This window comes from Kocuria sp. 2SI (assembly GCF_005502825.1).
Taxonomy (GTDB): Bacteria; Actinomycetota; Actinomycetes; order Actinomycetales; family Micrococcaceae; genus Kocuria; species Kocuria palustris.
In genome coordinates, this window is the sequence record NZ_SCNB01000002.1 from 101,769 (window position 1) to 114,111 (window position 12,343).

The 12,343-nt window shown below is 70.3% G+C and carries 12 protein-coding genes; 11 read left to right on the top strand and 1 reads right to left on the bottom strand.

The window, feature by feature from the left end:
• The first annotated feature begins 26 nt into the window (after window positions 1-26).
• From FFS25_RS01650 to murA, 7 genes are all read left to right on the top strand, one after another.
• Window positions 27-575, top strand: coding sequence for a F0F1 ATP synthase subunit B (locus tag FFS25_RS01650; RefSeq protein WP_006215212.1), 549 nt, complete (start codon window positions 27-29; stop codon window positions 573-575).
• On the top strand, window positions 572-1,387 hold the full coding sequence (locus tag FFS25_RS01655; protein WP_137801700.1) for a F0F1 ATP synthase subunit delta: 816 nt from the start codon (window positions 572-574) through the stop codon (window positions 1,385-1,387). The genes FFS25_RS01650 and FFS25_RS01655 overlap by 4 nt, the downstream gene beginning before the upstream one ends.
• A gap of 110 nt (window positions 1,388-1,497) precedes the next feature.
• The gene (gene atpA, locus FFS25_RS01660; protein ID WP_137801701.1) at window positions 1,498-3,144 is read left to right on the top strand and encodes a F0F1 ATP synthase subunit alpha; all 1,647 of its coding nucleotides are present in this window, start codon (window positions 1,498-1,500) and stop codon (window positions 3,142-3,144) included.
• 65 nt (window positions 3,145-3,209) lie between these two features.
• On the top strand, window positions 3,210-4,127 hold the full coding sequence (locus FFS25_RS01665; RefSeq protein WP_137801702.1) for a F0F1 ATP synthase subunit gamma: 918 nt from the start codon (window positions 3,210-3,212) through the stop codon (window positions 4,125-4,127).
• A gap of 63 nt (window positions 4,128-4,190) precedes the next feature.
• Window positions 4,191-5,654 (top strand): F0F1 ATP synthase subunit beta, encoded by a 1,464-nt coding sequence (atpD, locus tag FFS25_RS01670; RefSeq protein WP_006215208.1) that lies wholly within the window; start codon window positions 4,191-4,193, stop codon window positions 5,652-5,654.
• A 1-nt stretch (window position 5,655) separates the two neighbouring features.
• Window positions 5,656-5,934 (top strand): F0F1 ATP synthase subunit epsilon, encoded by a 279-nt coding sequence (locus FFS25_RS01675; RefSeq protein ID WP_006215207.1) that lies wholly within the window; start codon window positions 5,656-5,658, stop codon window positions 5,932-5,934.
• Between the two features lie 127 nt (window positions 5,935-6,061).
• Window positions 6,062-7,336 (top strand): UDP-N-acetylglucosamine 1-carboxyvinyltransferase, encoded by a 1,275-nt coding sequence (gene murA, locus FFS25_RS01680; RefSeq protein WP_061712061.1) that lies wholly within the window; start codon window positions 6,062-6,064, stop codon window positions 7,334-7,336.
• A gap of 64 nt (window positions 7,337-7,400) precedes the next feature.
• Here the strand turns inward: murA and nucS are convergent, their stop codons facing one another.
• Window positions 7,401-8,096, bottom strand: a complete 696-nt coding sequence (gene nucS / locus FFS25_RS01685; RefSeq protein ID WP_137801703.1) for an endonuclease NucS — start codon at window positions 8,094-8,096, stop codon at window positions 7,401-7,403.
• A 197-nt stretch (window positions 8,097-8,293) separates the two neighbouring features.
• On the opposite strand from nucS, the gene FFS25_RS01690 reads away from it, so the two are divergent.
• The 4 genes from FFS25_RS01690 (at window position 8,294) to FFS25_RS01705 (ending at window position 12,307) form a co-directional block, all read left to right on the top strand.
• A complete protein-coding gene (locus FFS25_RS01690) occupies window positions 8,294-9,268 on the top strand; it encodes a tetratricopeptide repeat protein (protein ID WP_137801704.1) in 975 nt (324 codons plus the stop codon).
• Window positions 9,269-9,383: 115 nt separating this feature from the next.
• Window positions 9,384-10,178: an ABC transporter ATP-binding protein gene (locus FFS25_RS01695; protein ID WP_137801705.1), complete on the top strand. Its 795-nt coding sequence runs from the start codon at window positions 9,384-9,386 to the stop codon at window positions 10,176-10,178.
• Window positions 10,160-11,902 carry a hypothetical protein gene (locus FFS25_RS01700; protein ID WP_137801706.1) on the top strand — a complete coding sequence of 581 codons (1,743 nt, stop codon included), beginning with the start codon at window positions 10,160-10,162 and terminating at the stop codon, window positions 11,900-11,902. Before FFS25_RS01695 ends, FFS25_RS01700 begins: the two co-directional genes overlap by 19 nt.
• A gap of 87 nt (window positions 11,903-11,989) precedes the next feature.
• Window positions 11,990-12,307, top strand: a complete 318-nt coding sequence (locus tag FFS25_RS01705; RefSeq protein ID WP_006215201.1) for a DUF3039 domain-containing protein — start codon at window positions 11,990-11,992, stop codon at window positions 12,305-12,307.
• Window positions 12,308-12,343 lie beyond the last annotated feature (36 nt).

A 12,343-nucleotide genomic window follows, 5' to 3' on the forward strand; every position in this document is an offset into this window, starting at 1 on the left:
AGCCGAAGAGAACAGGAACGACGTCCATGACCACTGACATCATGGCTGCCGAGGCGGCCAATCCGCTGATCCCCAATGGCTGGGAGATGCTGGTCACCGCCGTGGGGTTCTTCATCCTGCTGTTCGTCGCGATCAAGTGGATCGTCCCGATGTTCGAGCGCACCTACGCCGAGCGCAGCGAGGCGATCGAGGGCGGGCTCGCCAAGGCCGAGCAGGCCCAGGCCGAGGCCGACCGCGCTCGCGACGAGTACAACCAGCAGCTGGAGAGCGCCCGTCTCGAGGCCCAGAAGATCCGCGAGGAGGCTCGCCTCGAAGGCGAGAAGATCCTGGCTGACTTCAAGGACCGCGCGAACAGCGAGTCCGCTCGGATCACCGAGAACGCGCACAAGGCCATCGCCGCCGAGCGCTCCTCCGCCGCGCTGTCGCTGCGCACCGAGGTCGGCTCGCTGGCCACGCAGCTGGCGTCCAAGGTCGTCGGGGAGTCCCTCTCCGACGATGATCGCTCGCGTCGCGTCATCGATCGGTTCATCTCCGAGCTCGAGAGCGCGCCGGCCGATCAGGGTGCTCAGCAGTGAGCGCCGCACGGTCTGAGCTCGGACGCGTGGATGTCGCGTCGCTGCTGCGCCCGTGGGCGGAGCAGGCGCACTCGACCGTCTCGCGCGAGGTGTTCGACGCGCTCGAGGCCGTGCAGGGCAATGATCTGCTGCGGCGCTCGCTGACCGACCCCTCTCGCTCCGGCGAGGAGCGCGGCGCCCTGGCGCGGCGCATCTTCTCCACGGCGCTGGGGGATGCGGCCACCGGGATCCTCGAACTGCTGAGCAGCCGCACGTGGGCCACCGAGGAGGCGTTCACCGAGGGCCTCGAGTCCTCGGCCGTCGTCCTGGCGGGGTTCGCGGCAGAGCGGCGCATGGGCCCCGAGGGCCTGGACGCGGTCGTCGACGACGCCCTGGGCATGCAGGCGGTCCTCGAGGAGGACCCCGAGCTGCAGCAGGCGCTGACGGACGCACGAGCTCCGCGCGAGGCCAAGCTGCGTCTGCTGGATCGCGTGGCCCCGTCGCTGCGCGAGGAGGGTCGCCTGCTCGCCGAGCAGGCCATCCTGACCCCGCGGGCCCACCGCCCGCACCGGGTGCTGGCCGACTGGGCCGAGCTGCTCGCCGAGGTCCGAGAGGGCGGCATCGCCCGCGTCCGCTACGCCGGAGCTCTCGACGACGCACAGGTCGAGCGCCTGCGCGGCGCCCTCTCGCGGCTCTACGGCCGCGAGCTGAAGATCGTGCTCGACGAGGACCGCACGCTGGTCGGAGGTCTGCGGATCACCGTCGGCGACGAGGTGATCGAAGGCTCCGTGGCAGCACGGCTGAACGAGCTGCAGGAGCGCATCCGCGCCTGAGGCCGCCACCGGACGCCGCACCGCGCCCGCCGGTCGGGAAGATCCGACCGCACAGACGAAACAGCTGGTCATCGACACGATGATCACGAACGAGGAAGCAGGGACACGAGATGGCCGAAGTGACCATCAATGCCGATGAGGTCCGCAGCGCGCTCCAGGAGTTCGCGGCGTCCTACGAGCCCGGCACCACCGAACGCACCGAGACCGGCCGCGTCACCAGCGCCGCCGACGGCATCGCCCGAGTCGAGGGCCTGCCCTCGGTCATGGCCAACGAGCTGCTGCGCTTCGAGAACGGCGAGCTGGGCCTGGCCCAGGACCTGGACGTGCGCGATCTCGGTGTGGTCGTCCTGGGCGACTTCCGCGAGATCGACGAGGGCCAGACCGTCGAGCGCACCGGGGAGATCCTCTCCGTGCCGGTCGGCGACGCCTTCCTCGGCCGCGTGGTCGACACCCTGGGCAACCCGCTCGACGATCTGGGCCCCATCGAGGCCGAGGGCCGTCGCGCCCTCGAGCTGCAGGCCCCGGGCGTGACCATGCGCAAGTCGGTCCACGAGCCCATGCAGACCGGCCTGAAGGCCATCGACGCCATGGTCCCGATCGGGCGCGGCCAGCGCCAGCTGATCATCGGCGACCGCCAGACGGGCAAGACCGTGATCGGCATCGACACGATCCTGAACCAGCGCGAGAACTGGGAGACCGGCGATCCGGACAAGCAGGTCCGCTGCATCTACGTCGCCATCGGCCAGAAGGCCTCCACGGTCGCGGGCATCCGCAAGACCCTCGAGGACAACAACGCGCTCGAGTACACGACCATCGTGACGGCCTCGGCCTCCGACTCGGCCGGTCTCAAGTACCTCGCTCCGTACGCCGGCTCGGCCATCGGCCAGCACTGGATGTACGGCGGCAAGCACGTCCTGATCATCTTCGATGACCTCTCCAAGCAGGCCGAGGCCTACCGCGCCACGTCGCTGCTGCTGCGCCGCCCGCCGGGACGCGAGGCCTACCCCGGTGACGTCTTCTACCTGCACTCCCGCCTGCTCGAGCGCTGCGCCAAGCTCTCGGACGAGCTGGGCGCAGGCTCCATGACCGGCCTGCCGATCGTGGAGACCAAGGCGAACGACGTCTCGGCGTTCATCCCCACCAACGTCATCTCCATCACCGACGGCCAGATCTTCCTGCAGTCGGACCTGTTCAACGCGGATCAGCGTCCCGCGGTCGACGTCGGCATCTCGGTGTCGCGCGTCGGCGGCGCCGCGCAGATCAAGGCCATGAAGAAGGTCTCCGGAACGCTGAAGCTGGACCTGGCGGCCTACCGCTCCATGCAGGCCTTCGCCATGTTCGCCTCGGACCTGGATGCGGCTTCGCGCCAGCAGCTGACCCGCGGCGCCCGCCTGATGGAGCTGCTGCGCCAGAAGCAGTACTCGCCGTACCGCGTCGAGGACCAGGTCGTCTCGATCTGGGCCGGTGCCAACGGCCACCTGGACGACATCGAGGTCGCCGACGTCCTGGACTTCGAGCGCGCTCTGATCGATCAGGTCCGCCGCACCACCAACGTCACCGACTCGATCGTCTCGAGCGGCAAGCTCGAGAGCGACGCCGTAGAGGCGCTGGAGAGCGCCGTGGCCGAGGTCAAGCGCGACTTCCGCGGCACGAACCGGGACAACCACGCCCAGGGCCACGAGGAGAGCCAGCCGCTGTCCGACGACGAGGTCGGCCAGGAGCAGATCTCCGCCAGCGGCAGCACCCGCGCCAACTGACGCCCTCCGCTGCGGTGCGCCGCGCGTGAGCGCGGCGCACCGCAACGGCACAGAAAGGAAGCTTCATGGGAGCCCAGATCCGGGTCTACCGCCAGAAGATCTCCTCCACGCAGTCCATGAAGAAGATCTTCAAGGCGATGGAGATGATCGCGACTTCGCGCATCAGCAAGTCGCGTCAGCGCCTGGCCGCGGCCTCGCCGTACGCCAATGCGCTGACCCGTGCTCTGTCGCAGGTGCTGTCCCAGTCCGGGACCTCGAGCCACCCGATGCTCAACCAGCGCACGGAGACCTCGCGCCGCTCGGCCGTAGTCGTGTTCAGCTCGGACCGCGGCCTCGCCGGTTCCTACTCGGCCAACGTCCTGAAGAAGACCGACAAGCTGCTGGCTCGCTTCGCCGAGCAGGGCACCGAGGCGAAGGTCTACCTGATCGGGCGCAAGGCCAAGCAGAACTTCGACTTCCGGGACCGCGCCTACGAGCAGGCCTTCGAGGGGGACACCGACAGCCCCAAGGCGGAGCGGGCCGAGGAGCTGGCCGAGCTGCTGGTCGATCTCTACACGACGGAGTACGACGAGGGCGGCATCGACGAGATCCACCTGGTGTACACGCGCTTCGAGTCGCTGGTGAAGCAGGAGCCGTCGGTCCTCCGCCTGCTGCCGCTGGAGGTCGTGGACGCCAACGAGATCCATGACGACGTCGCCGAGAGCTACGGCGAGGTCTCCACGGCGGACACCGGCTTCGATTTCGAGCCCTCTCCGGAGGACTTCCTGGACATCGCGCTGCCGCGCTACATCCGGGCGCGCATCTACTCGAGCATGTGCCATTCGGCCGCTTCTGAGCTGGCTTCGCGCCAGCGCGCCATGAAGTCGGCCGGGGACAACGCCGGCGAGCTGATCAACAAGTACACGCGCCAGATGAACAACGCCCGCCAGGCCGAGGTCACCACGGAGCTCACGGAGATCGTCTCGGCCACCGAGGCCCTGTGATCCATCGGCGCCCCGGCGCCGCCGCATTTCCCCACGCCACCCACGAACAGTGAAGTGAGAGACATGACTTCCACCATCAACGAGCAGGACACCACGCCTGTCGCTGGCGCCGTCGGTCGCGTCGCCCGCGTCAAGGGCTCGGTCGTCGACATCGAGTTCCCCGAGAACCAGATGCCGGCGATCTACAACGCGCTGACCACCGAGCTGGTGTTCGAGGGCGAGACCAAGACGATCAACCTCGAGACCGCTCAGCATCTGGGCGGCAACATGGTCCGCGCGATCTCGCTGCAGCTCACCGACGGCCTGGTCCGCGGCACCGAGGTGCACGACACCGGCGCCCCCATCTCCGTCCCGGTCGGCGATGTGGTCAAGGGCCACATCTTCAACGTGGTCGGCGACTCGCTGGACGTCGCCTCGGACCAGCTCGAGATCAAGGACCGCTGGTCGATCCACCGCGACCCGCCCCCCTTCTCCGAGCTCGAGGGCGCGACCGAGATGCTGGAGACCGGCATCAAGTCGATCGACCTGCTGACCCCCTACATCCAGGGCGGCAAGATCGGCCTGTTCGGCGGCGCCGGCGTGGGCAAGACCGTGCTCATCCAGGAGATGATCACCCGTGTGGCCCGCAACTTCGGCGGCACCTCGGTGTTCGCCGGCGTGGGCGAGCGCACCCGTGAGGGCAACGACCTCTGGGTCGAGATGGACGAGGCCGGGGTGCTCAAGGACACCGCCCTGGTGTTCGGCCAGATGGATGAGCCGCCCGGAACGCGTCTGCGCATCGCGCTGACCGGCCTGACCATGGCCGAGTACTTCCGCGACGTGCAGAACCAGGACGTGCTGCTGTTCATCGACAACATCTTCCGCTTCACGCAGGCGGGCATGGAGGTCTCGACCCTGCTGGGCCGCATCCCCTCGGCCGTGGGCTACCAGCCCACGCTGGCCGATGAGATGGGCGTCCTGCAGGAGCGCATCACCTCCACGCGCGGACACTCGATCACCTCCATGCAGGCGATCTACGTCCCCGCCGATGACTACACGGACCCGGCTCCGGCGACCACGTTCGCCCACCTGGACGCGACCACGAACCTGTCTCGTGAGATCGCATCCCGCGGTCTCTACCCGGCGATCGACCCGCTGGCCTCGACCTCGCGCATCCTCGACCCGCAGTACGTGGGCCAGGAGCACTACGACGTCGCGACCCGCGTGAAGTCGATCCTGCAGGAGAACAAGGAGCTGCAGGACATCATCGCGATCCTCGGTGTGGACGAGCTGTCCGAGGAGCAGAAGGTCGTCGTCTCGCGCGCCCGTCGCATCGAGCAGTTCCTGTCGCAGAACACCTACACCGCCAAGCAGTTCACCGGCGTGGAGGGCTCCACGGTCCCGCTCAAGGAGACCATCGAGTCCTTCAAGAAGATCTGCGACGGCGAGCTCGACCACGTTCCGGAGCAGGCGTTCTACAACGTCGGCGGCCTGGACGATGTCATGGAGCAGTGGGACGAGATCAAGCGCTCCACCGGAGAGAAGTGACATGGCTGATCCGCTGATCGTCGAAGTCGTCGAGGTCGACCAGTCCGTGTGGAACGGCGAGGCCCGTCAGGTCATCGTCAACACCATGGAGGGCGAGATCGGCATCCTCGCGGGACACGTCCCGGTCGCGGGTGTGCTGCAGGAGGGTCGTGTGATCATCGACCCGACCAGCGGCTCGCGCGTGGAGGGCCGCGTCGACGGCGGAATCGTCACCGTCGACAACAACCGCGTGACCATCGTCGCCGATCACTTCCGCGAAGGCGCAGCCGCGCAGAAGTGATCCACCGGACCGCCCGTCCCCGCGCGCAGCAGCGCCTGCGGGGGCGGGCGGCTTCATGCCGTCGTCGTGTCGGCGCATCGCCGCCGCCCCGAGGGCTGCGGGCCAGCAGACCAGGAAGAGCCAGAACATGGAAGACAAGATCGTCGTCCGCGGCCGCACGTCCGTGAACGGGACGCTGCCGGTGCACGGCGCCAAGAACAGCGTCCTCAAGCTGATGGCGGCCACGCTGCTGGCCGAGGGCCGCTCCACGATCACCAACGTCCCGGAGATCCAGGACGTCTCGATCATGGCGGAGCTGCTGCGGCGCCTGGGCTGCCAGGTCGACTACGACCGCGCCGCGCACACCGTGGCCATCGACGTACCCGAGGTCCTGCACCACCAGGCCGACTACGACCTGGTCCGCGCCATGCGCGCCTCGATCTCGGTGCTGGGCCCGCTGACGGTGCGCAGCGGCGCGGCCGAGGTGGCCGTGCCCGGAGGCGACGCCATCGGCACCCGCGGCCTGGACATGCACCGCGCCGGGCTGGAGGCCATGGGCGCGCACCTGCGCACCGAGGGCGGCTACCTCAAGACCTCGGTCGACGGGCGGCTGCACGGCGCCCACTACCGCCTGCCGTACCCCTCGGTGGGGGCCACCGAGAACCTCATGACCGCAGCGACCCTGGCAGACGGCGTCACGGTGCTGGACAACGTGGCCCGCGAGCCGGAGATCGTGGACATCTGCCGCATGCTGGTGGACATGGGCGCTCAGATCGAGGGGATCGGCACCGGCACGCTCACGATCACAGGCGTGGAGCGGCTGCAGCCGGTCATCCACCGCACCGTTCCGGATCGGATCGTGGCCGGCACCTGGGCCTTCGCCGCGGCGATCACCGGGGGAGAGGTCGTCGTGCAGGGCGCCGAGGCCGAGCACATGGAGGTCGTGCTCGACAAGCTTCGCGACGCCGGCTGCGAGATCGAGGTGCTCGACGACGGCTTCCGCGTCCGCGGGCCGCAGCGACCCAGCCCGGTGAACTTCTCGACCTTCCCGTACCCGGGCTTCCCCACGGACCTGCAGCCGTTCGCCGTCGCCCTCAACGCGGTGGCCGACGGGCCCGGCATGATCACCGAGAACGTCTTCGAGGCGCGCTGGGGCTTCACCGCCGAGCTCGAGCGGCTGGGCGCGATCGTGCGGCTGGACGGTCACCACGCCTGGCTCAACGGTGTGGACGAGCTCTCCGGTGCGCCCGTCGAGGCCATGGACATCCGCGCCGGCGCCGCACTGGTCATCGCCGGCATGCGCGCCGACGGCGAGACGATCGTGGGCGGAGTCGAGCACATCGACCGCGGCTACGAGCACTTCGTGGAGAACCTGACGGCAGCGGGCGCCGCCGTGGATCGCCGACTGCAGGGCGGTTTCTGAGCCGGGAGATCGCGGACGGATCGGGGGTCGGCAGCACCGACGGGTGCCGCCTGCCCCCGATCCGTCAGAAGAGCCGCGAGTCGACGTCGTCCACGCCGCGCATGGCGTCGTAGTCGAGGGTGAGGCAGTCGATGCCGCGATCGGCGGCCAGGGTGCGCGCCTGCGGCTTGATCTGCTGCGCGGCGAAGATGCCGCGCACCGGGGCCAGGCGGGGGTCGCGGTTGAGCAGCTCGAGGTAGCGGGTCAGCTGCTCCACGCCGTCGATGTCGCCGCGGCGCTTGAGCTCGATCGCGATCGTGGCGCCGGAGGCATCTCGGGCCAGGATGTCCACCGGCCCGATGGCCGTGGGGAACTCTCGGCGCACCAGCGTGGTGCCCCTGGAGACCAGGTCCAGCTGCTCGGCAAGAAGGCGCTGCAGGTCGGCTTCCACGCCGTCCTTGATCAGCCCAGGGTCGACACCCAGGTCGTGGGAGAGCTCCTCATGGCGGGCGTGGATCAGCACGCGCAGGACATCGTCGGACTTGGCGGCGCTGACGGTCCACACCTCGGTGACGCCGGCGGCGGCCTGGTCCTCATCCGGGGCGGTCTCGACCAGCCGAGCCGGCGGGGACATCCAGTTCAGGGGCTTGTAGCTGCCGCCATCGGAGTGCACGAGCACGGAGCCGTCGGCCTTCACCAGGAGGAGGCGACGGGCCAGGGGCAGGTGGGCCTTGAGGCGGCCCTCGTAGTCGACGGAGCAGTCAGCGATCACACAGCGCACGGCCGACAGTCTCCCACAGCGGCCCTGCTCGAGCGGACACGGGCATCCCTCAGCGAGGGTCGCCAGCCCTGTCCCGCGCTGCTGCGGAGGCTCTCGCGCCGGGCCTCCGTCTGCGCGGACGACGCGCCCGTGCGCTGACAGCGAGCGCCGCAGCAACGACGGGCAGAGGCGGCGATGCCGTCGCTAGACTCGCAGGCATGAGCATTCCGAGCGATCCCCGTATCCCCGCAGGCGCCGGCGCGGCCGAGTCCGCGTCGCAGGACGACCAGGCCCAGCAGCTGCCGGCCTCGGTGCGCGGAGCCGTCGACCTGGGCCAGGCAGCCGCCCCGTCGGCAGGCGGCGAGCAGGGCCAGGTGCAGGGCGGCGGCTACCGCCGGGACATCGAGACCGTCGAGCAGTTCCAGGACGTCGCCGAGCTCTCGGCCACGGTGCCGGTCGTGCTCGTGCTGTGGGCCGCGTACTCCGAGGGCTCCCGCACGTTCGTTGACGAGGTCGCCGCGCAGATCGACCGTCGCGCCGGTCGCCTGGTGCTGGGCGCGGTGGACATCGAGAAGCTGCCGCAGATCGCCGAGGCGCTGCAGGCCCAGTCGGTGCCCACCACCGTTGCCATGATCGGCGGGCGCCCCGTGCCGATCGGACAGTCGGCGATCCCCATGGACCAGCTGAGCTCGCTGTTCGACGAGCTGCTGCAGCTGGCCGAGCAGAACGGCGTCTCCGGCACCGCCGAGCCGACCGGGGGGCAGGAGGAGGAGAAGCCGCTCCCGCCGCTGCACCAGGAGGCCATGGACCGCATGGAGGCCGGCGACCTCGACGGCGCCAAGGCCAGCTACGAGCAGGCCCTGAAGGAGAACCCGGGCGATCACGAGGCCAAGCTCGCCCTGGCCCAGGTCGAGCTGCTGCGCCGCGTCACCGCCATGGATGCCGCCGCGGTGCGCCAGGCCGCGGCACAGGACCCGCAGGACGTCCCCGCCCAGCTGGACGTGGCGGATCTGGATGTCTCGGGCGGTCACGTGGAGGACGCCTTCACTCGACTGCTGCAGCTGGTGCGGCGCACGGCCGGGGAGGAGCGGGAGACCGTCCGACAGCGGCTCGTCGAGCTCTTCGATGTGGTGGGCTCGGAGGACCCCCGCGTCATAGCGGCACGGGGGCAGCTGATGCGCGCCCTGTTCTGAGCAGAGCCTCTCCGCCGGCCCCTCCTCTCCTGGGGGGAGGGGCCGGTGCGCGCCCCGGCGATCCTCCTCCCAGCGGGGGAGGCGACCGGGGCGCTGTCGTGCCTATCGTGGATCCATGACGCAGATCCCCATCCCGCCCTCCGAATCCGCGGTGAGCCTGCGCGGGCTCACGAAGGTCTTCGGGTCCTCGAAGAGCCCGTCCGTGGCCGTCGACCGGCTGAGCCTGGACGTTCCGCGGGGGGCCTTCTACGGCCTGGTGGGCCGCAACGGCGCCGGCAAGACCACTGCGCTGTCCATGCTCACGGGGCTGCTGCGCCCCACGGAGGGACAGGCCTTCGTCTCCGGGATCGACGTCTGGGCGGATCCTCGAGCCGCGAAGGCCAGGATGGGGGTGCTTCCGGACGGGGTGCGGCAGTTCGACCGCCTGGCCGGTCGCCAGCTCGTGACCTACTCGGGCCTGCTGCGCGGCATGGATCGGGAGACGGTCGCCCAGCGCACCGAGGATCTGCTGCGGGCCATGGATCTCGTGGAGGCCGCGGGCACCGCTGTGCAGGACTACTCGGCGGGCATGACCAAGAAGATCGCCCTGGCGGCGGCCATGATCCACGCACCTGATCTGCTGGTGCTCGACGAGCCGTTCGAGGCCGTCGACCCCGTCTCGGCGGCGCGGATCCGCGAGCTGCTGCACGGCTTCGCCCAGGCCGGCGGCACGGTGATCGTCTCCAGCCACGTGATGGACCTGGTCCAGCGGATGTGCGACCACGTGGCGATCATGGACGGCGGCGTGATGAAGGCCGCCGGGACCGTCGACGAGGTCCGCGGCGAGCGCTCCCTCGAGGAGGTCTTCGTGGACACCGTCGGCGGCGTCCAGGGCGCAGGGGAGGAGCTGACGTGGCTGAAGCCCCGATGACCCCGCAGGGACCCGGCTCCGAGACCCCCATGCAAGATGCCGGGACCGGGGAAGCCGCACCGCAGGATCTGACCGCTCGGCAGGCGGCCTCTTCCCTTCCCGCCCCTGGCGGGAGCGCGAGCGTGAAGGGCCCGTCGTCCGCAGCCACGGCGCGGCTGGTCGTCGGCCTCAAGGCGCGACTGACCGCGGCGGCCATGCGCCGCAGCACCTGGACCCTGGTGGGCACGATCCTGGGCGGGCTCTACCTGCTCGGCCTCGTGGTCTTCTGGGGCGGCATGGCCTGGGTCGGCGGAGGCGGCGCCGAGCCCCGAGCGGTCGCGGTGCCGGTCGTGCTGGTCGGCGCGGCCGCCACGATCGGCTGGTGGGTCGCCTCCCTGGTCACCGGGCGGGCCGATGCCACGGTGCACGCCGGTCGCTTCGCCCTGTATCCCGTCCCGCGCTCCGGACTGGCCCTGGGCCAGCTGCTCAGCGCGGCCGTGGGGCTGGCGGGGCCGTTCACGCTGCTGGGGCTCCTGGCGCTGAGCCTGGCCTGGCGCGCCACCCCGATCGCACTGATCAGCTCCCTCGTGCTGATCCCCGTCGCCTGGGGGCTCATGGTCCTGGGCAACCGGTGCCTGGCTGCCGGGCTGGAGGGCCTGCATCGCAGCCGGCTGCTCGGCGATGCCGCCTCCGTGCTGGGACTGGCCCTGCTGGTCCTGATGGGGCCGGTGATCGGCGGTCTGACCGGTCTGCTGGCAGGTGGCGGGCTCGACCTCGAGCGGATCGCTGCGGGGGTGTCGTGGACCCCCTGGGGAGCACTGTGGGCGATCCCCGCCGATCTGGCCGACGGCTTCCTGCTGCGCGCTGCGGGTCGGCTCGCCGTGGTCGCTGCGACGGGCATCGCCGTGTGGCTGCTCTGGGCTCGTCTGCTCGAGCGCTCGCTGGAGCATTCGACGGCACCGGTGCGGGGCACGGCCTCTCGCGTGCGCGGCGCCGGGCTGCTGGGCCGAGTGCCCGCGACCCCGTGGGCCGCCGTGGCGGCGCGCAGCATCATCTACTGGCTCAAGGACCCGCGCTACGCAGCCTCGATCGTGCTGATCCCCGTGATGCTGGGCCTGCTGTGGTTCAACTCGGGCTCGGGGGAGGGCGGTCCTCTGCTGTTCGCGGGACCGCTCGTGGCCGCCATGATGGGCTTCACGATCTCGGCCGATGTGGCCTACGACCACTCGGCGTTCAGCCTGCACGTGCTCAGCGGGATCCGAGGCCGCGACGACCGCCTGGGCAGGCTGATCTCGCTGTGTGTCGTGGGAGGGGTGCTGAGCATCGCGGCCCTGCTGTTCGGCGCCGCGATGACCCAGACCTGGCACCTGCTTCCCGGTGTGATCGGCATGAGCCTGCTCGGGCTGCTCGGCGGGGGCGGCATCAGCTCCGTGCTCTCGGCGCGCTACACCTATCCCGTGCCGCTGCCGGGCGATTCGCCCCTGAAGACGCCGCCGGGCTTCACCTTCCTCAACGTGCTGGTGCAGATGGCCGTCATGGTCCTGATCGGAGCCGTGACGATGCTGGCCGGCATCCCGCTGGTGGTCCAGATGATCACCGGACAGGATCTGTGGGGCTGGCTCGGCCTCGCCGTCGGTGTCATCGGCGGGCTGGGCCTGGCCTGGGGCGGCGTCGTCCTCGGCGGCAGGTGGCTCGAGGCCCGGGCGCCGGAGCTGTACCAGCAGGTCTCGTCCTACCGCTCCTGAGCCGCGCCGTGAGGGTGGCCGGACGCACAGGCACGCAAGGCCCTGAGCTGGGGAGGGGCGTCGGGCGCGCGGAGTACACTGGCCGCCATGAGCTTCCACGACGACACCCTCCCCGTGGCGGGTCCCTGGCCCTTCGGCGGGGGAACCTCGAACGAGCCCGTCGGCGGCACCTCGACCCTCGAGCGGGAGGAGACCCGCACCTTCGAGGAGCCTGGCGATCACGAGCGCTTCGCCCACTACGTCCGCAAGGAGAAGATCACGGAGTCGGCCGTCACCGGCGATCCCGTGATCGCACTGTGCGGCAAGGTCTGGGTCCCGGGCCGCGATCCGGAGAAGTTCCCGGTCTGCCCCACCTGCAAGGAGATCTACGACGGCCTGCGCGCTCCGCAGGACGGCGGCAAGTGATCTGAGACCGCGTGCGCTCGGCCCCGTCGGGATCGA

Coding starts and splice junctions, on each gene's coding strand:
- FFS25_RS01650 (WP_006215212.1), top strand. CDS start 27: ATGACCACTGACATCATGGCTGCCGAGGCGGCCAATCCGCTGATCCCC.
- atpA (WP_137801701.1), top strand. CDS start 1,498: ATGGCCGAAGTGACCATCAATGCCGATGAGGTCCGCAGCGCGCTCCAG.
- FFS25_RS01665 (WP_137801702.1), top strand. CDS start 3,210: ATGGGAGCCCAGATCCGGGTCTACCGCCAGAAGATCTCCTCCACGCAG.
- atpD (WP_006215208.1), top strand. CDS start 4,191: ATGACTTCCACCATCAACGAGCAGGACACCACGCCTGTCGCTGGCGCC.
- FFS25_RS01675 (WP_006215207.1), top strand. CDS start 5,656: ATGGCTGATCCGCTGATCGTCGAAGTCGTCGAGGTCGACCAGTCCGTG.
- murA (WP_061712061.1), top strand. CDS start 6,062: ATGGAAGACAAGATCGTCGTCCGCGGCCGCACGTCCGTGAACGGGACG.
- FFS25_RS01690 (WP_137801704.1), top strand. CDS start 8,294: ATGAGCATTCCGAGCGATCCCCGTATCCCCGCAGGCGCCGGCGCGGCC.
- FFS25_RS01695 (WP_137801705.1), top strand. CDS start 9,384: ATGACGCAGATCCCCATCCCGCCCTCCGAATCCGCGGTGAGCCTGCGC.
- FFS25_RS01705 (WP_006215201.1), top strand. CDS start 11,990: ATGAGCTTCCACGACGACACCCTCCCCGTGGCGGGTCCCTGGCCCTTC.